Annotated in this window: 18 protein-coding genes, 1 tRNA gene and 1 pseudogene; 4 read left to right on the top strand and 16 right to left on the bottom strand. The window is 64.0% G+C overall.

Annotated elements, in window-relative coordinates; translation table 11 throughout:
- Nucleotides 1–139: 139 nt before the first annotated feature.
- The 4 genes from U743_RS19700 to U743_RS18490 form a co-directional block, all read right to left on the bottom strand.
- Complete coding sequence (locus U743_RS19700; RefSeq protein WP_043764664.1) at nt 140–409, bottom strand: antitoxin Xre/MbcA/ParS toxin-binding domain-containing protein; 270 nt, start codon at nt 407–409, stop codon at nt 140–142.
- 201 nt (nt 410–610) lie between these two features.
- On the bottom strand, nt 611–1,933 hold the full coding sequence (locus U743_RS18480) for a TniQ family protein (protein ID WP_084191246.1): 1,323 nt from the start codon (nt 1,931–1,933) through the stop codon (nt 611–613).
- Nucleotides 1,930–3,003 (bottom strand): AAA family ATPase, encoded by a 1,074-nt coding sequence (locus U743_RS18485; protein WP_084191247.1) that lies wholly within the window; start codon nt 3,001–3,003, stop codon nt 1,930–1,932. The genes U743_RS18480 and U743_RS18485 overlap by 4 nt, the downstream gene beginning before the upstream one ends.
- Nucleotides 3,000–5,498: a hypothetical protein gene (locus U743_RS18490; protein WP_084191248.1), complete on the bottom strand. Its 2,499-nt coding sequence runs from the start codon at nt 5,496–5,498 to the stop codon at nt 3,000–3,002. The genes U743_RS18485 and U743_RS18490 overlap by 4 nt, the downstream gene beginning before the upstream one ends.
- 1,567 nt (nt 5,499–7,065) lie before the next feature.
- On the opposite strand from U743_RS18490, the pseudogene U743_RS19400 reads away from it, so the two are divergent.
- Nucleotides 7,066–7,379 (top strand): annotated as a pseudogene (locus U743_RS19400) (ATP-binding protein); the annotation flags it as partial.
- Between the two features lie 647 nt (nt 7,380–8,026).
- On the opposite strand, the gene U743_RS17815 reads toward U743_RS19400, so the two are convergent.
- Nucleotides 8,027–8,587, bottom strand: coding sequence for a methyltransferase family protein (locus U743_RS17815; protein WP_052367350.1), 561 nt, complete (start codon nt 8,585–8,587; stop codon nt 8,027–8,029).
- 117 nt (nt 8,588–8,704) lie between these two features.
- On the opposite strand from U743_RS17815, the gene U743_RS00460 reads away from it, so the two are divergent.
- Nucleotides 8,705–9,709, top strand: coding sequence for an adenylate/guanylate cyclase domain-containing protein (locus tag U743_RS00460; protein ID WP_084191250.1), 1,005 nt, complete (start codon nt 8,705–8,707; stop codon nt 9,707–9,709).
- A gap of 46 nt (nt 9,710–9,755) precedes the next feature.
- Here the strand turns inward: U743_RS00460 and U743_RS00465 are convergent, their stop codons facing one another.
- From U743_RS00465 to U743_RS00485, 6 genes are all read right to left on the bottom strand, one after another.
- Nucleotides 9,756–10,088 carry a P-II family nitrogen regulator gene (locus U743_RS00465; RefSeq protein ID WP_043764676.1) on the bottom strand — a complete coding sequence of 111 codons (333 nt, stop codon included), beginning with the start codon at nt 10,086–10,088 and terminating at the stop codon, nt 9,756–9,758.
- Nucleotides 10,089–10,102: 14 nt separating this feature from the next.
- The gene (locus U743_RS00470) at nt 10,103–13,201 is read right to left on the bottom strand and encodes an efflux RND transporter permease subunit (RefSeq protein WP_043764678.1); all 3,099 of its coding nucleotides are present in this window, start codon (nt 13,199–13,201) and stop codon (nt 10,103–10,105) included.
- A gap of 15 nt (nt 13,202–13,216) precedes the next feature.
- Nucleotides 13,217–14,602, bottom strand: coding sequence for an efflux RND transporter periplasmic adaptor subunit (locus tag U743_RS00475; protein ID WP_052367351.1), 1,386 nt, complete (start codon nt 14,600–14,602; stop codon nt 13,217–13,219).
- An 11-nt stretch (nt 14,603–14,613) separates the two neighbouring features.
- On the bottom strand, nt 14,614–15,882 hold the full coding sequence (locus U743_RS00480) for a TolC family protein (RefSeq protein ID WP_084191251.1): 1,269 nt from the start codon (nt 15,880–15,882) through the stop codon (nt 14,614–14,616).
- Nucleotides 15,883–15,948: 66 nt separating this feature from the next.
- Nucleotides 15,949–16,263, bottom strand: coding sequence for a hypothetical protein (locus U743_RS18985; protein WP_156966283.1), 315 nt, complete (start codon nt 16,261–16,263; stop codon nt 15,949–15,951).
- A 299-nt stretch (nt 16,264–16,562) separates the two neighbouring features.
- Nucleotides 16,563–16,638, bottom strand: a tRNA-Ile gene (locus U743_RS00485).
- 395 nt (nt 16,639–17,033) lie between these two features.
- Here U743_RS00485 and U743_RS00490 point away from each other — a divergent pair.
- Nucleotides 17,034–18,626 (top strand): peptide chain release factor 3, encoded by a 1,593-nt coding sequence (locus U743_RS00490; protein ID WP_043764680.1) that lies wholly within the window; start codon nt 17,034–17,036, stop codon nt 18,624–18,626.
- Nucleotides 18,627–18,652: 26 nt separating this feature from the next.
- On the opposite strand, the gene U743_RS00495 is transcribed toward U743_RS00490, so the two are convergent.
- The 3 genes from U743_RS00495 to U743_RS00505 all read right to left on the bottom strand — a co-directional run bounded on the left by U743_RS00495 (nt 18,653) and on the right by U743_RS00505 (nt 20,966).
- Nucleotides 18,653–18,874, bottom strand: a complete 222-nt coding sequence (locus U743_RS00495; protein WP_043764682.1) for a hypothetical protein — start codon at nt 18,872–18,874, stop codon at nt 18,653–18,655.
- A 96-nt stretch (nt 18,875–18,970) separates the two neighbouring features.
- A complete protein-coding gene (locus U743_RS00500) occupies nt 18,971–20,317 on the bottom strand; it encodes an MATE family efflux transporter (protein ID WP_052367353.1) in 1,347 nt (448 codons plus the stop codon).
- Nucleotides 20,318–20,321: 4 nt separating this feature from the next.
- Complete coding sequence (locus tag U743_RS00505) at nt 20,322–20,966, bottom strand: hypothetical protein (RefSeq protein WP_043764684.1); 645 nt, start codon at nt 20,964–20,966, stop codon at nt 20,322–20,324.
- A 65-nt stretch (nt 20,967–21,031) separates the two neighbouring features.
- Here U743_RS00505 and U743_RS00510 point away from each other — a divergent pair, with 65 nt between their 5' ends.
- A complete protein-coding gene (locus U743_RS00510; protein ID WP_043764685.1) occupies nt 21,032–21,325 on the top strand; it encodes an acylphosphatase in 294 nt (97 codons plus the stop codon).
- Here U743_RS00510 and U743_RS00515 read toward each other — a convergent pair.
- Entirely contained in the window at nt 21,300–22,139 is an 840-nt protein-coding gene (locus U743_RS00515) for an SDR family NAD(P)-dependent oxidoreductase (RefSeq protein WP_043764687.1), read from the bottom strand. The genes U743_RS00510 and U743_RS00515 overlap by 26 nt on opposite strands.
- A gap of 61 nt (nt 22,140–22,200) precedes the next feature.
- Complete coding sequence (locus U743_RS00520) at nt 22,201–23,181, bottom strand: acyl-ACP desaturase (RefSeq protein WP_043764689.1); 981 nt, start codon at nt 23,179–23,181, stop codon at nt 22,201–22,203.
- Nucleotides 23,182–23,245: the final 64 nt, after the last annotated feature.

Genomic DNA, 23,245 nt, shown 5'->3' on the forward strand with positions numbered 1-23,245 from the left:
AGTTTTACATCGGCGCTAACAAATACAAGGCCACCCCGAGCAACAGTCACCAACACGACGCCTAATTCCAGGAATCAATGCTTCGATAAAGGCAGGCGGGTCAGATCTTGCTGAAAATATAGAGCCAGCAAAAGAACGTTTAAGGTGGTATCCCGTACTTGATGCGCATCAGTAAATCAATCACGCGTTGCCGTTGCCCACGCGCGAGCAGGTCGATCGGGGATGCCCCGCCTAGCCCAAATGCAGGCTGACTGAGCCAATACCCGGCGTTGCTCGGCTCGCACCCCAGAACCTTGAGTACGAGCCCAGCAAGGTCGTTATCCAGCTGTTGCAGCTTTGAGAACCATTGCGCCCATTCCTGCGCCTGCCGTGCACGGAGGGTAAGCGCTGAATTCAATAGGTTTTCCATATCAGAGTTTTCAGTAACCAATCCGTCGCCTATAGTCAATTCAAGCGTGGTTCCGCTAAGAGCGATAGGAGTACTATCTCGATATATGTGATAGACAGCGGCAGAATCAGGCGCGCTCCTATCTGAGATAACGAACAATAAAGCTTGCTTTAGCCTTTTATTCCTGGTGTCTCGATGTCTAGCGGTTGAACGTGTCAGTCATCAGTTTTTCTTCCCGCGAACCCCTTCCATCACACGCCCGAACTCATTCTTGGCTCGGTGCTCAGTACAAGATACTTGCTCCCGAAGCTGGCCAACGAAGCGCTTGCGGGTCAACGGCTCGCGCCTACGTATCAGCGCGGCGATCGCGGCGATTGCCGCCTCGCGCAGCTCCTCTTCACTTTTCTTGAGGCGAGCCTCACGGCTCGCTTTGATGCGTGCCGCATACTCCCGTGCCTCCTGTTTAGCGATAGAGTATAGAGTCGACGGGTCAACTCCGATTTCCCTCGCAAATGCATTGACTGATTGATGCTTCGGCTCTTCTTGCTCGAGTTCAGCGAGTAAAGCCGCCCGGACGGCGTCTTTGTCGTGCCGGATTATCGGCGGCTTGCGACTCGGCACAAATATGCTCGGCGCCGCAAGTTCGAAGGGCATCTGACGAGCAGCTTCTATTGGATCTCGGAGAGGGCTGCATGGTGAGATATCAATCTGTGCGCATACCCGAAGCCAGGTTTCGAGCTTGGGCTTTGAGCGGCCTCTAATCCAGTTGGCTAGCGTTTGCGACGGTACCCGAATCTTCTTAGCAAAAGCTTCGACGCTTAGACGGCGAGCACCAGCCACGGATCGCAAAAATAGCCCGCACTCCCGCCCTGTAAGGAAAGGGCGGAGGTCGCTGCGAGCCTGTAACAATTCGGGAAGGTGCTTGATCAGCCATTCCTGATATCCCTTGTCTTCAGGGGTGCTGTCCTGAAGTGACTTGTGGCTGTTGGGATGCCAAAGAAGTGCGCCACAGGATTGACAGGCGTCCAGGCATCCTCGGCGGGTGAGGAACGGTTGGGTCTCTCGGCACTCAGTGCAATGAGCATGTAGCTCGACTCTGTGCGTGGGACAGAACCTCAGTTCTGGCATCTGCCATATCAGCAGATCGACCGGATCCTCCTCAGACTTGGTCCTCTCCTCATAGCAAAGCGCACACCAGTGCTTCTCCGCCTTCAAAGCGCCAGTGCCTTGGTTCGCAAACACCGCGCTGAAGTCGCACAGCGTGGTCTCTTCAAAGCCCGCGTGGCCCAGCGCTCGAGCCAGTGCGGTCCGAATTTCCGCCTGGGTCTCCGTATAGTGGTTCAGGGTGCGTCCACCGCTGCCACGTAGTAGGTCTTTGGTTTTTGCGAAGCTGTGCCCTGTTAGGCCGCCAAGTAGGGTTAGTAGTGACTGTGTCGGGATCCGGTGGGCCCTCGCGAGTCGCCCAAGGTAGGAAGACAGGCACTCGACGTAGGGTGTGCCCGTGCCGTTGACGGGGAGTTGGAAGAACTCGATGCCTCCGTTCACTGCTCATCCCCGCGCCCTACCTGGTCTCGAGAAGGGTTCCGTTCGCCCACTCGGCGCTTGGACCGGTGTGGGGTTGAAGAGCGCAGTGAAGGTGTCTCGCCTGCTACCTCCTCCGAGAAGAAGCACGCGCCGTCCTCGATCTCGAGCGCGAGATTCTTTTGCTCCCTTTTCGTAGGCAGGCTGTCACGGATGTGGTCCCAACTCAGTTGCGCGGCATCGCTCTGAGAAGAGGTGGCAATCGCACGCAGCAAGGTGCGCTGTAGCCAGCCGATGCATCCGAAGGTTGCCTCAAATAGCGCGTCGGCTCGATCAACTAGCAGGTTGCTCGGGCAGTAACCCCCCATGAGCTCTTGGTACGTGGCGCAGCACGAGAGCCAGGCCTTGACGTCGCTCTCAATGGTTGGTGACAGGGGCCGAAGATGCACGAATTTCGTCGGAAAGTCAGAGGCCGCGCAGATATTAGAAATGCGCAGGAGCTCATAGGATCCAGTTGCTACCACTACAGCGGGTAGCCCGAACCGGCTGTTCGCGAGCTGATGCAAGGTAATTGGAACCGCATCCAGGTCGGACGCCTTCGCGCGCCGGAGCATATGGTGGGCTTCCGAAATCAGAAGTGTTGTACAGCCGCGGCGATGAGCAGCATTGGCCATCTGCGTCTGGTGCTGGTCGCGTGTGGTCCAGGTCGCTGACTTAGAGAATTCTGTGATTCCGTGCTCAGACTCGGAAGCTCGCCGACGTTGCCCAAGAATTGGGTCATTCAGCGCTTCAAGGCCCGATTCAAAGAAGTTCTTCCACCTGAAAGGGGTATCCGTGGGGAAGCGGGCGCGGAGCTCTAAGGCCGCGTAGTGATTCTCAGGTTGTGTTCTGGCTACGAGTTCACTTGTCAGCCGCCGAGTAAGCGTGGCGACCCCGGAGCCAGTCGGGCCTACGCATACGAGGACAGTTCCTCGCGGAGCGAATTGGATATTGGCCAATAGGTCGTTCAGGGTGTCCGTGAAAAGTGGCGTTTCAATGGACTGCGTTTTGATCGCCCGAGTAGCCCGGTCCCGCAGATAATCCCGCTCCATCATTCATCCCCCGATTGAAATGTAGGGCAACTGTGTATGTCCCCGTGAATTGCGAATGGTGAAACGGGCTCGTCCTCCATGACTTCTTCCTTTTGGGAATTCCTCCCAATGCGCGACTCTTCCCACTGTGCGAGCGGGTCATGAGGAATCTGCGCAACGCGTTCGAGCAAGGCGCCAAGCTGCTCCGCTCGTTCGGGCGACGCGGCCTCATGCCTTTGTGCTAATTCAACGATTTCCCTGCTATAACCCGCTAAGCGCGCAGAGGACAAACCACTGAATTGATGGGCATATTGATGGCAAAAATCAGTCCATTTTCCTCCGAGTGAGACATAGATGTATGTGATATCCAGCGGATCGAATTTTACAATATAGGTGTGCCCATAAAACTCAGGTGAAATGGGTTTGTTCGGTAAGTAACGCTGCCCATGTATCCGGATTCCATTTTGCCGGTCTAGCTTTCGCATTCCACCTCGACTGACTAGCGGGAGCAGGTGAGGGCGGTCAGCATCGAGGTCAGTACTGACGCGATACGCGCGTGCCCCATGGGCGCGAGCCGATGCGGCTTGGTATCCGTCCGGAGACAACCCAGACGTCTTCGGGCTCGCAAATGATGTGTTGTAATAATCGAAAAAGAACTCCTCTGTGGCTAGCCAAAGCGATCCTAAGGTTCTATCCGCTAATTGATCAGGACGCCATCCGCGTTCCCAAGACTTGGGATCTTGGCGTAGCACATAATTACCGTTGAGATAAGCGAGCAGTGCGTGCTGAAACAAGCTGAATCCTCTTTCAATGCCGCTGCCATCTCTGGGGCTCATATACCGGCGGCAGAGTTTGTCTATTCTTTCGTGCGCAAGTAGTTTCTCTACTGCAATAGAATCATGCGGTTTCTCCCCATCGAGGCGGAGTGTCTCGGGGAATCTTTGGTATCTGCGGTAGCAATCCCATAATGTGGATTGGACAGTGAGTGTGGTTGGTCTCTGAAAGGACAAATAGACCCCACGAATCCCGCCATCGGCATCGTCCCGCATGTACGTGAGCCAAGGCGAATTGGCAATGGGCGTGCCCAAGAGGGTTTCAACCAGTCGGATCGGTAGGGGGGTATGGTCCAGTGTTGCTGATTGCCAGCTTCGCTGAGCGAGTCTTGAGATGGTGGATGTTGTGAGCTTCTCTGCAGGCTGCGCCTGATACGCTGCGTCTTTTCCGCGTGCGCTGTGGATAGCGCGCAATTCCGCCCGCGCCGCGCGTAGTCTTTTATGAAAGGTGGTCTTTGAGGGTGGCGCGAGTCCCAATTCACGGCAAGTGGCCCTGAGTTGTCCGTAGCGACCCGTGTAACGCGCTTGCTCGCAGGCTCCCTCTTGCACGGTCAGGGTTAGTAATTCCTCGACTTTCGGCGCAAGTTTGCAGCCACGATGGCCGCGGGCGTGATAGTGGGGGATCAGCCCGAGGAAGCCAGCCTGCGCGTCGCACTCGGCAGCCAAGTATCGTTGGTGCCAATTCTTCTCGCTACGTGAGAGCGTACTTCGAGCTTGGTTGCCGGCTAGCACTTCACGGATAGCCGCGAGTCGTGTCCATGCCTCCTTAAGAGCCGCTGATGAGCACCTGGATAGCTCAACGATCGCTTCCTGTGGTGGGGGGAATTTGGGCCTTTGTTCGATCTGTGCGGAGCCGGACCTCACGAGGTCCGCAAACTCTTTGCATCGGTAGACCGGTGTTGGCGCTGGCCCGGTGATGCGATCGCGATAGATGTCGACCCAGACCATCCCTTCATTGAGGGCATGGATGAGGTCATCGGCCGACCAGTCCTCGCTCTTTGCCAGCTCTTCGTAGGTTGAGACGCCAATGCGCTGGACATGGCAGACCAAAGCTTCGGTTGTCCGAGAAGCAACGGAGGCTCTGTGGCCGCCCTTGCCCAGAAAGATGAGATTTGACACCAGCGTGTGGTTCACGGCATCCGTCGTGAGCACTATGAACGGCAGGCCGTGCCTTGCAGTGGCTGCGTTTGCAGGACTATCGATGTAGCAGCCCTTCATGCTGGAAGGCTGGAAACGTGGGTTGCCTTTGATGTGTTCTGCGTGCGCCTTGTCTTCGGGTTTCGTCTCCACTATGGCAATCCGGCCGTCGTCCAGCTCGACGAAGGCGTCTGGACGGATGCTGGTCACAACGCGCTTGTTCTGCGCATTGATATAGTCAAGATCGATGGGCGGAAGTTGGCTCGAGAACTGGGCTACCCGCGAGTTGTGCTCGCACTCGAGTGCCAGCACGTATTCCAGACTTACGCTCTCTGCTTCGACGACTTCGCCGCGCTTCTCGCTGGAGTAGCGCATCGCGCTGTGGTGCGGTGAGCGTCTGACTCGGCGGGAGGGGCCGCTTCGGATGGCTTCGTCAATGTAGTTGCGACCGAGCTCATTCGGTACGCGGGCGAAGTGATCGACGTAGTCGATAAGGCATTGCGGGGTTACGGCGCAGTTCTCTGGCGTTGCGCCATCTGCAGCAGGCATGGGACTCCCTTCGCCGCTTGGCGGCGACTAGCTGGGTAGGGAGGAGGCTTGACGCAGGGTCGGTGCCGTGCTGTACTGAGCTTGCCAAAGCGGTATCAGCAATGATCACCGAGCCCGGGGCGGCCTCCGCTCCGGGTTTTTTGTGCGCGCGATCTATTTCAACTTTCTGCTCCTTGCGTCGTGCTCTTTGTATGTAGGGCGCGAACCCATGCGTGTACCTCGTGGCGAAGAGCGAATCGACCGCGGCGGCCTGGGGTCCTGAAAGTGTGGACAGGCAACGTGCCTCGGTTGTCTGCTTGCGTCATCGCGGCGGTCGACGGATACCCCAGCATTTTGGCTAGGTCGCTGCCGCCTACGATTCCCGCGGTATAGGCTGGCTCGATGTCGTGTGCTGCGGTTTCCCTGTTCCTATCCATACAGCTCTATATAGATTCGTCTAGCAATCAATGCCGTCGATGATGGAGCAGACGTCATGCTCTCCATAACCCCCCGGGTGTTTGCATCTTTGATTCTTGATGGGCTCGAGCGCCCTGTGATCGAGGACGAATGGGAGGCGATATTTAACGTCCTGATTCGCATGCAATTGGCGCAGGACAACCCCACGCCTGCGCAGCTTTGGAGGGCGGCCGATACCGTGGCGAGGCGCTTCCTAGGCGACGGCATCCCCAGAGACTCGTCTACCAGGGCAATCTCATGGGGGGAGCTCCGGGCGGTCTCGGAAGCGATGGCTCGGAAGGATCATCCGGGCATCGCGCGCGTTGATCCAACCGCGCTACCAGTGGTTCGGTTTCGATTCGGCTATGCATTTAGGCGACTTGTCCTAGCGTTCTACGATCGCTCGCGCAAGCCTCCATCCGTGTCCGACGGAGTGGTCGGTCATTGCCCCTATTGCTTTCGGTTGACGCCGCATGCTGGAGGGCTGATGCCTATGGGGTCGCTATGCAGCGTTCACTTGTCGAGGCGGACCGATGAAAATGGGAGCAGGCGCTCAAACCCGGATTACCATGCGGCCCGTCGCCTGAACTCAGCGTTCATCGCCCAATGGCAAGAAGTCCGGTTAGAGACCAGGTTTGCCTTCCTCGATCCCACGGTGCCGATGTCGGACTTCCCCGTCTGGCTGCGTCGCTACTATCGCGCTGCGTCCAAGCGCTATCCAACTGCGAAGAACCTACTTTTGCTTCTGCAGCAGTCGGATGATCCGGTCGCGCTACCAAGGGCGCTTCGGGATCAAGTCCATCAAGAGTTTGCCGAGGATCCGGAGATGGCAAGGAGCTATCTGAACAGGCTCGAAGCATGGGAGCGAGCGTTTGCTGAGCGTCACTCCGCGGGCAGACGCGGAGGCCGGCGCGTCGGCGCCGGCCGCAAACCAGGGGCCAAACGTGGCTCGGAATCTACCGCGTAAGTGGAAGTGAGGTCCCTTTCGTGTCCCGGTAGATCCGGTCGATGGACGTGAGCGCCGGTGCGAAGCTGCCCCATTGCGTCGAGGTAAATCTGACCCACGTAGGCGAAGCTGGCGGCCGGATTAGCCATCGGCAGTCGGGCTGTCAGCCAGTACTAACTTCTGCACGTTGTGAGTTGCTCCAGACCGCTGGTCAACGACGAGTTGGGCTATCTACCCTTCGGGCGGAGACGAGACCAACCTCTTCTTCCAGGTCGTGGTCCGGCGCTAGGAGCGCGGCGCCATAGTGCTCACTCACCAGCAATTTGCCCTTTTCCCAGTGGTTCACAACCCTGGACGACGTCAGCACAGCGACCGCCGCGCCGGGCGACCACCTACTGGATCCCAGCCACATCGCTCAGATCAGCGGCGAGAGCTGCCGCCTCAAAGACGAGCGCGAGGCCGGGCACGTCCAACGGTCTGTCGCCAAGACCATCGAATGACCGTCTTGCTGGGTCAGATTTACTTCGGTGCCCAACACCGAAAGTGGGTCAGTTTTCAGTCGGCGTTGACACATTACGCAGCCCAAGCACCTCCATGATGCGCTTTATGTCGTACTGCAGCATCGTGTTTGGCATCTTTCGTGGCGTTACCGAGGCTTTATTTCCGGTGCACAAAGGGTGAAGATGAGCTGGGTCCGGGCGCAATAACCGGAACGCCGACCACGTTTTTGCCGTCCCCTTTGACAGGGTGCGCACCATTGCAATGGCGCTCTCTACCGGCCGCGAGTGAGGGCACCCGTGACCTATGGAGGCTGTGAATGACTAATACGGGCAGCACCAAGCCGGGAGCTGGCAGGTCTCAAGGTCCAAGCGTCCCTGAAGAAGACGCTTTCGACCGTCTGTACCGGCACTTGAACAGTCCTCGTCAGCGACAGGCGCAGGAAGCCCTTCGTGACGTCACTGTTGAGGATCTTCGGCAGAATTACCAGCCTGGCGGGACTGAGACGGGGGGCAACTGATCCAAGAATGATCGTACGTCTTTCCTCCGAAAGTTCGGCGCCGGGCGCTACCGACTCTTGCAGGGGCAGCGGCTGAAGCCGCTCGTGGCCGCATTGCGTGACGACCCCAGCCATCGGCGCCAGCGAAGATCATTCCGACGCGGACGGCAAGCCGAGATAACGGGGCACCGAACGCAAATAACGTTCGTAAGCGGCGCCGTGGACATGCCCCAGAAACCGTTCCTCTGAGGGTATATAGGCGACGAACAACGCCAAGGCTACCGACGTGCCCGCGAGCGCGAAGGCGCTATCGCCGGCAATCGCCGCTCCCAGCATCGCAAGGCCCCAGCCCACGTTCTGTGGGTTGCGACTGAAACGATAGACGCCGCCGGTCACTAGGGTCTCCAACTCGCGCCCGGACATCCGGCTGAGCGACGCCATGCGCCCGATGCCGGCAGCAGCCAGCAGCACGCCTACCGCGAGCAGACTGCCGCCGGCAAGCCCACGCAACCAGACCGGAATGTCCAAAGGTGCTATCCCAAGCCACGCCGCGAGGAAGGCGAGCGCCGTGAGCCAGACGTAAAGCGCCCACACGACGATCACGGTTGGAAACGACAACGGCTGTAGTGCCAACTGCTCGCGCAACACGCGCTGAATCGCGTAGCCCCCAAGCAACGCGCCCGCTCCCAAAGCCAACAACCACAAGATCATTTTTCCACCTCCTATTCAGTCCAAAGTTTCAGGTATTGAGCTCCCGCATACATGTGAACATATGAACAACTATTTGTACAATAATGCGAAACCCTTAATCCTTAGAGGCGATTGGTGATGCCGCACCCCGTTGCTCGTCTGACATCGGATGCGCTGCAGGCGCAGTTGCAAACGCAACAGCCCCCACTGTTGTTGGATATACGCCGCCGAGCAGCCTTCGCTCACGTCCCGTTGCGCTTGCCAGGCGGCATACCGCTGCTTCTCGATGCTGAACCGATCCGTATTCCGGACGCAGAGCGGATGCGCCCAGTCGTCACCTACTGCCTGTGCAGCGGGGAGGCCTCCAGCCTGCGCGTAGCGCAATGGCTCGTGGAAGCGGGCTACGAATCGGTGGGCGTCCTCGCCGGAGGGCTGCCCGAGTGGCGACGCGCCGGCTACGAAACGCAGGCGGTCGATCTCTTGGCTGGTGCAGCGCTGGCGTGGCAGGACCTGTCCGGCCCAGGCAACCACGGCGGTCTGGACGCGCACAGCGCACTCGTCCCGCTGGTTGCGGAACAGACGCTTCTGGCGGGCGTCACGCTACCAGTGCGGCGCGAAATGGCCGTGTTGTTCATCGACATGGTGGACTCAACCCGGCTGATCATGAATACATCCGCGGAGCGCGCCTTGTCCCTGGTACAGACGTTCATGGCCGCCGTGACCGAGATAGCCCTGCACCATTGCGGCGACGTACACGACTTCGCGGGCGACGGCGCGCTGCTCTATTTCGCCGGCGCCGGCGAGGCGGTACCCGCGGCATTCGCGCTGCGAGAGCGCCTGGCCCTTGCTCGGCTCGACGAACCCGAGCTCCCCGAGGCGCGCATCTCAGTCGCTTCCGGGCCGCTATTGATCGGCCGCATCGGAGGCGCGCATCGACAAGGCCTGTCCTTCCTCGGCCCCTGCGTCAATATCGCGGCGCGCAGCCAGACCCAAGCACCGCCGGGAGGAATCGTCATCACGGACGACGTCTACCGGGAAACCGAAAGCACCGATCCGGATCTCGCCGGCTGCTTCAAGCCACTGCCAACGACACGGCCCCCGAAAGGGATCGAAACGCAAATGCCGGCGCTGTACCTGGCATAAGTCAGGATCCGCCTTGGCCTACGCGCTCCGCATGCCGCCACGCCGATTATCGTCGCGTCACCGCTGCCTCGCCACGCGCACCATCCGAAATGCGCACCGCCTCGCCCAGGTTGGAGACGAAAATCTTGCCGTCACCGGCATGTCCGTCGCCGGTACGCGCATGGCGAAGGATCGTATCCACCACTGGCTCGGCAAGCGCATCCGGAACATCCAGCTCAAGCTTGGCCATCTCTGCCTTGGCGAGACCGCCGTCATCGGCCGCGTGGCCGTATTCCCGCAGATGCACGACGGCGATCCCGGGCAACCCCGGGATCGCCGCGAGGGCATCCATTACGGCATCACGCATGTTCTCGCGCACATATGCCTTGATTTCCTTCATGACCGTCTCCTTTGTCAGAGCTGCACTTCGCGCCGGGGCTCAGCGAACCAGCGGTAGACCGCCGGCAGCACCAGCAGCGTGAGCAGTGTTGAAGTGATAAGCCCTCCGACCACGACCGCCGCCAGCGGTCGCTGGACATTGGCGCCGATGCCGTCGGCCAGCAGCAGCGGCACGAGACCGAAGATCGAGGTCACGGCCGTCATCAGCACCGGTCGCAGCCTGTGCTCGGCGCCGGTGCGCACGGCCTCGGTGATGTCCATGCCCTGTCCGCGCAGCTGATTGATGTAGGAGACGAGCACCACGCCGTTGAGCACCGCCACGCCGAAAACGGCGATGAAGCCGACGGCGGCCGGCACCGAGACATAGAGCCCCGTCAGCCACAGCGTCACGATGCCGCCGGTGACCGCGAAGGGCACATTAAGGAAGATCAGCGCCGCGTAGCGCAGCGACGAGAAGGCCGAATACAGCAGCAGGAAGATCAACCCCAGTGTGACGGGCACGACGAGATAGAGTCGTTGCATCGCCCGCTCCTGATTCTCGAACTGGCCGCCGAATTCGACGAAGTAGCCCGGCGGCATGTCGATCTCCGCCTCGATACGCTGGCGCAGATCCTCGACCACGCTGCCCATGTCGCGGCCGCGGACATTCATCTGCACGTAGATGCGCCGGCTGGCGTTGGAGCGGGAGATCTTCTTCGGCCCGGTGTAGAGCGACACATCGGCGACCCGGCTCAGCGGCATGAGCGCGCCGTCCGGCGTTCGCAACTGCAGACGCCGTATCTCGTCGAGGCCCTTGCGTTGACTCTCCTGCAGGCGCAGGAAGATATCGAAGCGCCGTACGCCGTCGAAGACCTGCCCCACAGCATCGCCGCCCACGCCGACCGAGAGCGTACTCAGCACCTCGTCGACGCTGATGCCGTAGCGCGCCAGCGCATCGCGATCCGGCTTGACCACGATCTGGCGCTTGCCGGACTGCTGCTGCATCCGTACGTCGGTAGCGCCGGGCACCTCCCGAGCCAGTGCCTCGACCTTGCGACCGACGGAAGCCAGCTCGTCCAGATCCTCGCCGAAGATGCTGGCCACGAGTTGCGCCTGCACGCCGGAGAGCAGCTCATCGGTACGCAGCTGAATGGGCTGCGAGAAGTTGTTGGCGAGCCCCGGGATGCGTTCCGAGACGCGCTCGGCCATGGCCGACTGCAATTGCTCGTAGTTGCGGCCGCTTTTCCATGCGCCCAGTGGCTTGAGCGTAATCACCGTGGCCACGACATTGACTGGCTCGGGATCGCCGCCCACCTCGGCACGCCCGACGCGCGAGTAGGTGCCGGTGACTTCCGGAAACTCGCGCAGCACCGACTGGATGCGCTTGCCGTACTGTATGGCCGAATCGAGGCTCGCGCCCGGCGGCAGGGTCGAGCGCACCTGGAAGGTGCCTTCGCGCAGCGTCGGTACGAACTCCGAGCCCAGCAGCGGGAACAGCAGCAGGCTGCCCGCGAAGAGCAATACCGCCCCGCCAAGCACAGCCGCCGGCCAACGCATCGCGCCATCCCGCAACGGTCGATAGCCGGCCTTCAGCCAGTGCACCAGCCCCGGTTCGGCCTGGGCGGCGCCCTTGCGGAACAGCAGTGTGACCATCACCGGGACCAGCGTCAGCGCCAGGAGCAAGGCGCCCAGCAGCCCGAAACTGATGGTGTAGGCCATGGGCGTGAACAGCTTGCCCTCGACGCCCTGCAGGGTGAACAGCGGCAGGAAGACAATGATGATGATGCCGGTGGCGAAAACGATCGGCCTCGCGACCTCCCGCCCGGCTTCGCCGACGATGCGCAGCAACGGAACGTCCTTGCCCCCCTGTCGCGCCTCCAGATTGCGCAGCACGTTCTCCAGCATGACGACCGAGCCGTCCACCATCATGCCGATGGCAATCGCCAGCCCGCCCAGGCTCATCAGGTTCGCGGAAAGCCCCACGAAGTACATGGCGATGAAGGCCGCCAGCACGGACAGCGGCACGCTGGCCACGACGATCAGGGTAGAGCGGAAGTTGCCGAGAAAGAGGTAGAGGAAGAACAGCACCAGCACCGCCCCCAGTAGCAGCGCCGACTGCACCGTGCCGATTGCCTTGCTGGTGAGCTCGGCCTGCGAGTAGAAGGGCTTGATGCGCAGCCCGTCCGGCAGGGACTGGTTGATGTCGGCGATCTTCTTCTCGACGTCGACCAGCACCTGCTGGGTATTGGTGCCGATCAGCTTGAAGACATAGCCGCCGGCCGACTCCTCGCCATTGGCGATCTGCGCACCGCGGCGGATGGCTGCGCCATGGGCGACCTCTGCCACATCGCCGACCGTGACGGGGTTGCCACCCTGCTCGGCGACGATGATGTCGCGGATGTCGTCGAGCCCGGCCTCGCCGGAATCCACCCAGCCGTAACCCCGAATGATGTATTCCTCGCCGCCGCGATTGATGAAGGAGGCGCCCACATTGCGGTTGTTGGCGGCGAGCGCGCGGCGGACATCGGCGACGGTCAGGTCACGCGCCAGCAGCGCGTTCTGATCGAGCCGGACCTGGTACTGCTTCTCGAAACCGCCGATGGAGAGCACGCCGGTCACACCGGGCACGGTGCGCAGCTGCGGCTTGACGATCCAGTCCTGGAAGGTGCGCTTCTCCATCAGCGAGAAGCCCTCGCCTTCCATCGTGTACATCAGGATGCGGCCAAGCCCGGTGGTGATCGGGCCGAGTTGCGGCTCGCCCAAGCCCGGCGGAATCTCTCGCCGGGCCTCCGCCAGTCGTTCGTTGACCAGACGCCGGGCGAAATAGATGTCGGTGCCGTCCTCGAAGTAGACGTCGACGCGCGACAGCCCGAAGATCGATGTCGACTGCACCTTCGCCAGATTCGGCAGTCCGTACATGCTGATCTCGATGGGATAGGAGATCAGCGTCTCCACATCCTCGGGGGACAGCCCCTCGCTGGACGTGAATATCTGCACCATCGTCGGCGTGGCATCCGGGAAGGCATCCACCGCCAGCCGCTGGAAGGAGAAGTAGCCGCCGATCGCCAGCCCGATGACCGCGACGACGACCAGCACCCGATTCTCGAGCGCAAGTCGCAGGATTGCGTTGATCATGATGTCCGCCTCGCGCTAGTGGCTGTGCGCGGCACTGCGGCCACTGGCAGTGAGCGCGGATTTGAGGTCGAAGGCGCCAATCGTGACGACGCGATCGCCGGGGGACAGTCCCTCGCGAATCTCGATGCGACCGTTGCCTTCGGCGCCGGTGACGACCGGGGCGGCGCGAAACGCACCTTCCTCATCCCCGGGCACGAAGACGAACTGCTCACCGTCGATCGTCTGCACGGCATCCACGGGTACCAGTGCATAACGCGCGCTGTCGCCGGTGGCGATGCGGGCGGTGCCGAACATGCCAGCGCGCAATGCACCGTCCGGATTGGTCACCTCGGCGCGCACTCGCACCGTGCGCGCAGCCTCGTCCAGCTCCCGCGACACCCAGTCCGTGACGCCCTCGAAGGGGCGTCCCGGCAGGGCGCGCAGCGACAGCGTCACGGGCTGGCCCGGTGCCAGACGAGGCAAGTCCTGCTCGTCGGCCTCGATCATCACCCACATGCGCTCGGTATTGACGATGTGGATGGGGGTGTCCTGCGCGGACAGGGTCTGCCCCGGGACCAGATCGCGCTGCTGAATCGTGCCGGCGATGGGAGCAGTCAGTGGGTAACGCGACAGCGGCGCGTCACCGCCGGCGGCAATGCCCGCGATAGCGGCCTCGCTGAGGCCGTAGAGGCGCAGCTCGGCGCGCGCGGCGTCGCGCTCGGCCTGCGCCTGCAGGTAGGTCGCACGCGAGCTCAGCAGCTTCTCCTGACTGATGATCTGCTGCTCGGCCAGCTTCTCGTGCCGCTGATAGTTCGCGCGCTCGGCCGAGAGCTTCGCGCGGGCAGTCAGATACGCCGCCTTGGCGCGTCCCAGGGCGACACTGTCCAGAATGGCAACTGTCTCGCCGGCGCTGACGCTTTCACCGAGATCCCGGGTCACCTTCAGCACCTTGGCCTCCAGCCGCGGCCCGACGCGGGCAATGCGATCCGCGTCGAAAGCCACTGTCGCTGGCGCCTGCACACTGTCGGTCGCCGTGCCGGCCTCGGCTGGCGCAATGCTCAGCGACAACTGATTACGCTGGGCCGGCTCCAGATGTATTGCGCGCTCTTCCTGGGTGTGACTCGCACGGCCTTGCTCTCCACCTTCGTCATGTCCGGCTTCGCCGTGGCCTTCCGTTGCCTCTTCGCCATGCTCGGCCTCGCCGTGTCCGGACGCCTGCGGGCGCCCCGCCTCGCTGCCTCCGGCTTCGTGTCCGCCACTCTGGTGCTTATCCTCTGCGCCGTGCGCCTTGTCTTCGTGGCCGGCATGCGTATTGTTTCCGGCAGGGGCGCTCTCGGCGCTATCGGTACTGCCACCGCAGGCAGCGGTAGCCATCAATGCGCCGGCCACCAGCAGCAGCGCGGCGTTATGTCGTGTACGCATTCGGTATTCCTCTATTCGTTGGCTGGCGCGTTACCGAGGGCGATCAGGCCCCCGGTTGCGCGCTCCAGTTCGGTGCCGGTGGCAACCAGCTCGCGCAGGGCGTCGAGATGGTCGCGCCGCGTATTGATCAGGGTGTCCTGCGCTGTGGTCAGCGCCGGCGCGCCCAGCTCTCCGGCCTGGAAGGCGCGCTGAGTCAAGGCGAAGTTCTCGCGCGCAGCGGCCACCACCTCTTCGCTCATGGCCTGCACCCGCTGTCTCGCGGCCTGCATACCACTGAGCGCGGACAACACTTGCAGCCGGACCTCGCGCTCCAGGGTTTCGCGGTCGAGGCGCGCCGCATCCAGGCCGGCGACGGCTTGCTGGCGCTCCCCGCCGTAGCGGTGAAGCACCGGAAGTGGCAGGGAGACGCCGCCACCGGCAATGCGCGCCCCTTCCTCTTCTTGGTAGAAGCCGAAGACCGTGAGATTGGGGATGACCTGGCGGCGAGCGAGCTGAAGCTCCTCGCGCGCCGCCGCCACGCGCGATGCGGCAGCCGCGAGGTCGTCGCGCTGGGCGACCGCGCGCTCGATCAGGACCTGCTTGTCCGGCATTTCGGGCGCCGTGGGCCTCAGCCGGCCTTCGAGCTGCAGCGGTGCATCCGGTGCCAGCGCCAGCAGCTCGCGCAGCCGGATACGGGCCTGCGCCCGTTCCGACTGCGCGCGCGCAAGCAGCGCCCTGGCGCGCCCCGCACCAATGCGGGCGACATTGGCCTCCATGCGCGTGCCCTGACCCGCATCGAGACGGCGCTGCGCGTAGTCGGCAAGGTCGCGGTTGACGGCCACCACCTCCCGCGCGGTGGCCACGGCGCGCTCCGCCACGAGCGCATCGAGAAAGGCGGCGCGCACGCGCGAACGCATGGCAACCTGCAGAAATCGCAAGTCGGCTTCATCGGCGCTCAGTCGCGCCTGCGCGGCGCGCTGGCGCAGCCCGCTCTGCCCGGCGATCCAGAATTCCTGGCTCAGGCGGATGCCGATATCGGTACTGGCCGATCCGTCCGGTGGATCGCGATCGGCAGCTTCGAGCCCGAGTTGGGGATTGGCGGGCACCGCCCGCTCGGCGTGGACCAGCGCACCCTCGCGCTGGCGCAGCCCGATGCGCGCGGCAATCAGTGTGGGGTTGTTGCGCTCGGCCCAGTCCAGGGCCTGGTTCAAATCAAGCGGTGACGGCGGCTGTGCCGCAGCCGCCCAGCAGGGCGCGCCGGCCAGCAACAGGCCGGCAAGGCGCATCAATCGGAATGCCATCGTGTGTCCTCATCGCGAAAAGCGGTCGCGCCGCGCTTGGCGCGACGCGTTACGGGCGAATAAGGCTCAGGCGATGGGCGGTGTGAAGGGCGGTTCGAGCGCCGGCGGCCGTATCCCGGCGGGGACTGTTGCGTGATAGTCCCCGGCGGGCACGGAAACGAAGAGCGGGATATTGCTCGTCAGTGCCACTAGATGGGCCGAGGCGTGACAGCAATGATCACAGCCCGAGACGAGTTTCCCGCCCTCTGCGTGCGCGTGCGTCTCGGCAACCGTGCTGTCGTGATCAACCGGCAGATCAAGATGCGCAGACCACGCCACCCCGCTCAGCAATACGCTGAGCGCGACGAGCATCGCCATGGTGGGCAGAAAAGAATTGCGCACCTCTACACTATAGCAGCGCTTCCGCCAGCCCTGCTCGTTAGCTGCGACACGCGTTACTCCCCAGCCATCGACGGGCCGGGGCGCGGACGCGTCTCAGTCGTGTACCGGCGCGAAGGACTGCATATAGGAATTGTTTTCGTGGTGCTCTATGCGGATCTAGCCGCAAGCGCTGAGCCTTCAGCAAAAATTTCTGGCCTTCTCGGTAAACCGATTGTGGGACATGCGCCAGGTACAGCGATTGCGCGCTATTTCGACGGCCTTATCGTTTACTGCACAGACTTGGTCGCTGAAAGCGGATGTGGTGGGCCTGCCAGGATTCGAACCAGGAACCAAAGGATTATGAGTCCTCTGCTCTAACCGTTGAGCTACAGGCCCGCGAGTTACAGGCGGCATTCTGCCACCTTCGCCGCAGCCACAGAGCCCGGTCGTCTTGGCCCCGCTGGGTGTCCTGCCCGCAGCGTTCGGGTGCGGGCGCGAGCAATGCTCGCGCTTCTCTGGCTTGTGCACTTGCGCTACAGGCCCCGGAATGCTCGTTGCCCGCATGCTGCTACCTTCGCCGCGGCCGCTAAGCTCGGCCGTCCTGGCCTCGTCGCAGACGCGCCGGTCGGATCCCCGCTTCGCGGGGCCCCTCCTCCTCGGCGCACTGCTCCAAGTGGCCCGGCCCGCGCCGTCCTGGCGCGGGCGCTCGCCGGGCGCGAGCAATGCTCGCGCTTCTCCGGCTCGCCCTTTACAATCGCGCGCCCTGTCTCCCTAAGCACCCGAGCATCCTCATGGCCTCCGTTGCCCAAGAGGTCGCCCGCCGCCGGACCTTCGCGATCATCTCGCATCCGGATGCCGGCAAGACCACCCTGACTGAGAAACTGCTGCTCTTCGGCGGCGCTATTCAGATGGCGGGCACCGTCAAGGGGCGGAAGTCGACGCGGCACGCGACCTCGGACTGGATGCAGCTGGAACAGCAGCGCGGCATCTCCGTGACGACTTCGGTGATGCAGTTCCCCTACGGCGACAAGATCATGAATCTTCTCGACACGCCGGGGCACGAGGACTTCTCCGAGGACACCTACCGCACGCTGACGGCGGTGGACTCGGCGCTGATGGTCATCGACGCGGCCAAGGGCGTGGAGCCGCGCACGATCAAGCTGATGGAGGTCTGCCGGCTGCGCGACACGCCCATCATCACCTTCGTCAACAAGCTGGACCGCGAAGGACGCCCGCCGCTGGAGCTGCTCGACGAGATCGAGAAGGTGCTCGGGCTGGCATGCGCGCCCATCACCTGGCCGGTGGGCATGGGACACGAGTTCAAGGGCGTCTACCATCTGCTCGAGGACTGCTTCTATCTCTATACCGGCGCCAAGGACCGCATATCGGACATCGAGAAGGTCGAGGGCCTGCACGCGCCAGGCATCGCCGAGCGCCTGGGGCGGCCCTATCAGCAGCTGCTGGAGGAGATCGAGCTGCTGCAGATGGCGGGCACCGAGTTCAACCTGGAGGACTACCGCGCGGCCAAGCTGACGCCGGTCTTCTTCGGCAGCGCCATCAACAGCTTCGGCGTCTCGGAATTGCTGGACGGCTTCGCCGAATGGGCGCCGCCGCCGCAGCCGCGCGAGGCCGAGCCGGCACCGGTGCCAGCGGACGCGGACTACTTCTCCGGCTTCGTCTTCAAGATCCAGGCCAACATGGATCCGAAGCACCGCGACCGCGTCGCCTTCATGCGTGTGTGCTCGGGTGTCTACGAGCGCGGCATGACGCTCCACAGCGTACGTATCGGCGCGCCGGTGCGCGTGTCCAGCGCGCTGATCTTCATGGCGGCGGAGCGCGACCACGTCGAGCGCGCCTACCCGGGCGACATCATCGGCCTGCACAACCACGGCACCATCGCCATCGGCGATTCCTTCTCCAGCGGCGATCCGGTGACCTTCACCGGCATCCCGGTGTTCGCGCCGGATCTGTTCCGTCGGGTGGTGCTGCGCGACCCGCTCAAGGCCAAGCAGCTCAACAAGGGCCTCGACCAGCTCTGCGAGGAGGGTGCGACGCAGGTCTACCGGCCGATTACGAATAACGACATCGTGCTGGGTGCTGTCGGTGTGCTGCAGTTCGACGTCGCCCAGCAGCGCCTGCGCGACGAGTACGGCGTCGAATGCAGCTTCGAGCCGGTAACCGTGCACACCGCGCGTTGGGTACAAGCACCGGATCAGAAGAGCCTCGACAAGTTCAAGGACGCCAACCAGCAGCGCCTGGCGCTGGACCACGGCGGCTACCTGGTCTATCTGGCCTCCAGCCGCGTGAACCTGCAGATGGCCGAGGAGCGTTATCCCGAGATCACTTTCTCGGATACGCGCGAGCAGCGCTTCGACGCGGGGTGATCCTGCGGCTGCGCCGCGCCGGTCGCTCAGCGGCTTTGCGCCTCGATGGCCTCGCGGCGTTGCTGTGCGGATTCCTCGACGCTGCGGTTCATGTCATCGGCGAAGCGGTCCAGATCGCCCGGAGCGTTGGGCGCCTGCACGGCGTTGCTCTCCCCGCCATCGGCCTGCGGCGCGGGTGACGGGCCGATCTGACGCGCTACCAGCAAGCCGATGATGAGGACGCTCGCCAGGAGCAGGATCAGGCGCATTGACAATCTCCTTCCGGGTCATCGGTAATCACTGTAGCCAATCCCCGCGTGCAGGTAATGCTGCCCGGCCGGGGTTGATACCGCATCGCGCCGTCGCTAGACGCGCAGTCGTCGCCAGCCCCCGCCTTGCCAGGCCGCCACGAAGATCGCGGTCTGCGCGCCGCGCCAGACCACCATGGCCAGCCAGACGGCAGTGAGCCCGAGCCCCAGATAAGGGCCGAGTACCCAGGCGATCGGCAGAAAGAACGCCCATTGCAGGGACACGGCGACGATCATCACCAGCCGGGCCGCGCCGGCGCCGAGCAGCGCGTGCATCAGAATCAGGCCAAGGGCGTCGACGACGATGCCGAGGCCGAAGATGCGCAGCGGCGTGACGCCCAGCGCCACCAGATGCTCCTCGCGCAGGAAGAGGCCGAGCACGGGCTCGGTGGCCAGCAGTGCCACCGCGGCCAGCAGCACGAAGATGGGCAGCGACTCGCGAAAGACATCCCAGGGCCAGCGTGCGGCTTCGAGGTGGGCGCCGCGGCCGATGGCCTGGCCGGCCAGCGAGGCGGCGGCGATGCCGAAGCCCAGACCCGGCAGGATGGCCACCAGCGAGAAGGTCACCAGCACGTGCGCTACGGCCAGCTCCTGGGTCCCGATCTGGCCGACGATCCAGAACAGCGCCGTGAAGCCCATGGCGAAGAGCAGCTGCTGGGTGGCATTGGGCAGGCCCAGGCGCAGCAGGCGGGCGATGTCGCTGCGCGCGGGCAGGCGTCGCAGCAGGCCGTCGCCGGCGGCGAGGCGCAGGCCGAGCGCGATGTGGATAAGGGTGGCAATCACCAGGCTGGCGGCCGTGCCGATGGCTGCGCCGGCCACCCCCATCTCCGGCAGGCCGAGGTAGCCGAAGATCAGCGGATAGCTGATGGCGACGTTGAGCACGTGGACGGCGACGATGGTGCCGAAGTAGTAGCGCGGCCGGTCGACGGCGCTCCAGTAGCCCCGGAACGCGAAGTTCATGCCGACGAAGGCCACCGCGGTCAGGCGGATCATCAGATAGACGCCGCCGGCTTCCTGCACGGCCGGATCGCTGTTGAGCAGCGCCATCAACGCCGGCGTCGCTGCGATCAGCAGCAGGCTCACCGGCAGGCCCACGGCCACGGCCAGCAGCAGGCCGCCGTTGAGCGCGGCGGCGGCCTCGTCGGGCCGGCCGGCGCCAAAGCGCTGTGCGGCGATGCTCTGCACCGAGGGCGCCATGCCGGAGATGAAGGCCACGGCGACGAAGACGATGAAGCTGGCCAGGCCGACGCCGGCCAGCGCCGATGCCCCGAGGGCGCCGATCATCCAGGCGTCGACGAGATTCAGGACATTCTGCGAAGCCATGCCACCGATGATGGGCAGCGCCTGCGCGTGAATGCGGCGCCGCCGCTCGCGGGGCGTCATGCCCGGCATGGCCTCGGTCACGGGCTCAGTCGTCGTCGCGCTCGCCGGACTGTTCGACGATCTGCGCGAAGGTCGCGGCCAGTCGCAGCGGCTTGTCGGAGGCCTTGCCGCGGCGCCCGGCCATCAGGTGCCGCTCGTCGATCTGCAGCGTGGTGATCTGCGCCATGCCTCGCGGCGTCGGTCCTGCCCAACTCTGCACGGGCGGGCCGTCGCGGTCGGGCATGACGCCGATGCGCGCAAGTCCACGTGGCAGCATGTCGTCGGCGTTGCTATCCAGCGGCGCGGTGCTGCCGTGCAGGTCCATCCAGCTTTCGACGCGTTGCCCGGCCAACGGCGCCAGCATGCGGCGGGCCACGGCCGTGTCCAGGGCGGTGTCGAGCACGCGTCCCACGAGCCGTCCAGCGCGGTTGCTCAGCTGCTGCAGCGCGCGGCCGCGCGTGCCGGGTTCGGCCGGGGCGCTCAGGCGGGCGCGCGCAGGCGCCCTGGTCATCGGTAGCAGGCGCGAGAAGTCGGCGCGCAGATGGCTGCGCAGCCGCAGGTGCTCGCCGTCGGCATCCTCGCGCGTCGTGATGGCACAGTCGAAGGCCAGCCAATCACCCTCCTGGTCGTCGCGTGCTGGAAGCCTTAGCCTGAAGTGCGCGTCCTCGTCGCTGCCCTGAAGACGGCGCAACGGGGGGCGTACGGTATTCCGTAGACGACGGAGTAGGGACATGCAGATCAGTCGACAGGTGGTCGATGAGTGAGCAGGCAGTGTATCGCTTCCGCGTACGTGGTCGCGTGCAGGGCGTGGCCTTCCGCGCGCACACGCAGGCCCGGGCGCAGGACATCGGTGTGCGCGGCTGGGTGGCGAATGCCGCCGACGGCAGCGTCGTCGGCGAGGCCGCCGGCGCGCCCGAGGCGCTGGAGGCGTTCCGTGCCGCGCTGAACAGTGGTCCGCGAGCCGCGCGCGTGGACCAGCTGGATTGGCAGTCTGTCGAGGCTGCGCCGGTGCAGGCGGGCTTCGTTATTGCCCCGGACGTGGCTGGATGAAGGCCCGGGTGGCGCGGCGCACCATCTTGAAGAAGAGCTCCGGTGAGGCGCGCTTGAGCGCCCAGCGCGGCAGGTCCGGCCGCATCACGACGAGGAACTGACCGCGCTCCGCGGCGCGGTACATGGCCGCTGCCACGTCATCGGCTGTGAAACTGGAGCGCGCCATCAGCTTCTCGGTGATCTTTTCCATGGCCTGCGGCTTCTCCGGTGCGGCTTCGCCGGCGACTGTGCGGCTGGTGGCGAGCAGATTGGTCTTGAAGAAGCTGGGGCAGGCAACGACGACGTGGATGTTGTCGTCGGCCAGCTCGGCGCGCAGCGTTTCGGAAAGCGAGATGACGCCGGCCTTGGCGACGTTGTAGCTGGCCATGCCCGGCGGGTTGGCGATGCCGGCGAAGCTAGCGACATTGGTGATGTGCCCGCCGCCGGCCTCGCGCAGCCAGGGGATGGCGGCGCGCGCGCCGCGCACGACGCCGAGCAGGTCGATATCCAGCACCGTCTGCCACTGCGACATGGGGGCATCCGCCACCGTGCCGGAGGATGCGATGCCGGCGTTGTTGACCCAGGCGTCGAGGCGTCCGAAGCGCTCCGCGGCAGCTGCGGCTGCGGCCTCGACGGCCTGCGCATCGCGCACGTCCACGGCTTCAGCGATGGCGTCGCCGCCCTCGGCCATGACGGCCTGCGCGGTTGCTTCGGCAGCGGCGCGGTCGATATCCAGGGCTGCTACGGACCAGCCTTGATGGGCGTAGTGCAGGGCGAGCGCTCGCCCGAGACCGCTGCCGGCGCCGGTGACGACGACGGCCTTCTGCTTGCTCATGCCTTTCCCCCGAAATGCGTGACGCGAGTGTAGCGGTTGCTCCCTGATCCGGGGCGCGCGCTCAGGTACGGATGGTCTCGTCGCCGATGAAGGCGAAGCGGAACTCCTTGGGCTCGCTGCGCGCTTCCTGCGCCTTGACCATGCGCTCCATGCGCGAGGGCATCTTCATCAGGCGCTCCTGCGCCTTGGCACCTTCGGCCGACAGGCCGGTCATGGCGCCGATCTGCCAGTAGTCGAGTAGCTCGATAACGATCTCCCGATACTGCCGCGTGCCGAAGATGTTCTGCCGCGCCACGACCTCGCTCATCGCCTCGAAGTCACCGATGGCGTGGCCGGGCATGGCAAAGCCCACCGTGACCTTGAGTAGCGAGACCAGCGCGCGGTTCGGATCCTCGGCGAGCAGGGTCGCGAATATGCTGCGGTAGAACTGATAGTGGCGCGACTCGTCGCCGGCGAGATGCGCGAGCACGCGCTGCAGCTGCGGTTCGTAATCGCGCGCCAGCCGGCCGGTGTTGGCGTGCGCGTACTGCGTGGCCTTCTCCTGCAGGCTGGTGTAGGCCAGCAGGCGGTAGGGGTCCTGCTCCCAGTCCGGGTCGAAGCCGGCGGCGATGTAGCCGTACTGCTCCTGCTCGAAGACCCGCATGTGGAAGAGACGGGCGTCGCGGACGTAGTCGCGCAACACGCAGCCGTGGCGGTCCTCCTCGGCGGTCCACATATTGTTCCAGTCGCGCCAGGCCGAGCCTTCCGGGAAGTGCGTCGCGATGAGGCGGTGGAAGTGCGGCAGGCCCTCCTCGGTGAGCAGATTCAGTGCTACTGCCACCCGCACGGCCGCCGGCAGGCCACGGGCGCGCTCGCGCAGTTCGCGCAGCTCGGCGTCGCGCTCCTCGCCGAGGGCGATGTCGGCCGAACCGAGGTCGTCCGGCATCCAGAGATTGCGGCGCTCAATGTGCGTGGCCATTTCCTGTCGCACCACGTCTTCGATGGAGCGGATGAGCTCCAGACGGTGGGCTAGATCCTGCGGCAGTTTGGGATTGCCGGTCATGGCGCGTCTTCCTCGCAGTGGCGTGTCGGCAGCGGGCCGGTTCGATCGGGCGCGTGACACCCTT

The organism is Algiphilus aromaticivorans DG1253, assembly GCF_000733765.1.
Taxonomy (GTDB): domain Bacteria; phylum Pseudomonadota; class Gammaproteobacteria; order Nevskiales; family Nevskiaceae; genus Algiphilus; species Algiphilus aromaticivorans.

Bases quoted from the DNA above. Each gene is read 5' to 3' on its own strand.
- U743_RS19700 (WP_043764664.1), bottom strand. From the start codon at position 409: ATGGAAAACCTATTGAATTCAGCGCTTACCCTCCGTGCACGGCAGGCG.
- U743_RS18485 (WP_084191247.1), bottom strand. From the start codon at position 3,003: ATGATGGAGCGGGATTATCTGCGGGACCGGGCTACTCGGGCGATCAAA.
- U743_RS18490 (WP_084191248.1), bottom strand. From the start codon at position 5,498: ATGCCTGCTGCAGATGGCGCAACGCCAGAGAACTGCGCCGTAACCCCG.
- U743_RS17815 (WP_052367350.1), bottom strand. From the start codon at position 8,587: ATGATCTTGTGGTTGTTGGCTTTGGGAGCGGGCGCGTTGCTTGGGGGC.
- U743_RS00460 (WP_084191250.1), top strand. From the start codon at position 8,705: ATGCCGCACCCCGTTGCTCGTCTGACATCGGATGCGCTGCAGGCGCAG.
- U743_RS00465 (WP_043764676.1), bottom strand. From the start codon at position 10,088: ATGAAGGAAATCAAGGCATATGTGCGCGAGAACATGCGTGATGCCGTA.
- U743_RS00470 (WP_043764678.1), bottom strand. From the start codon at position 13,201: ATGATCAACGCAATCCTGCGACTTGCGCTCGAGAATCGGGTGCTGGTC.
- U743_RS00475 (WP_052367351.1), bottom strand. From the start codon at position 14,602: ATGCGTACACGACATAACGCCGCGCTGCTGCTGGTGGCCGGCGCATTG.
- U743_RS00480 (WP_084191251.1), bottom strand. From the start codon at position 15,882: ATGGCATTCCGATTGATGCGCCTTGCCGGCCTGTTGCTGGCCGGCGCG.
- U743_RS00490 (WP_043764680.1), top strand. From the start codon at position 17,034: ATGGCCTCCGTTGCCCAAGAGGTCGCCCGCCGCCGGACCTTCGCGATC.
- U743_RS00495 (WP_043764682.1), bottom strand. From the start codon at position 18,874: ATGCGCCTGATCCTGCTCCTGGCGAGCGTCCTCATCATCGGCTTGCTG.
- U743_RS00510 (WP_043764685.1), top strand. From the start codon at position 21,032: ATGAGTGAGCAGGCAGTGTATCGCTTCCGCGTACGTGGTCGCGTGCAG.
- U743_RS00515 (WP_043764687.1), bottom strand. From the start codon at position 22,139: ATGAGCAAGCAGAAGGCCGTCGTCGTCACCGGCGCCGGCAGCGGTCTC.
- U743_RS00520 (WP_043764689.1), bottom strand. From the start codon at position 23,181: ATGACCGGCAATCCCAAACTGCCGCAGGATCTAGCCCACCGTCTGGAG.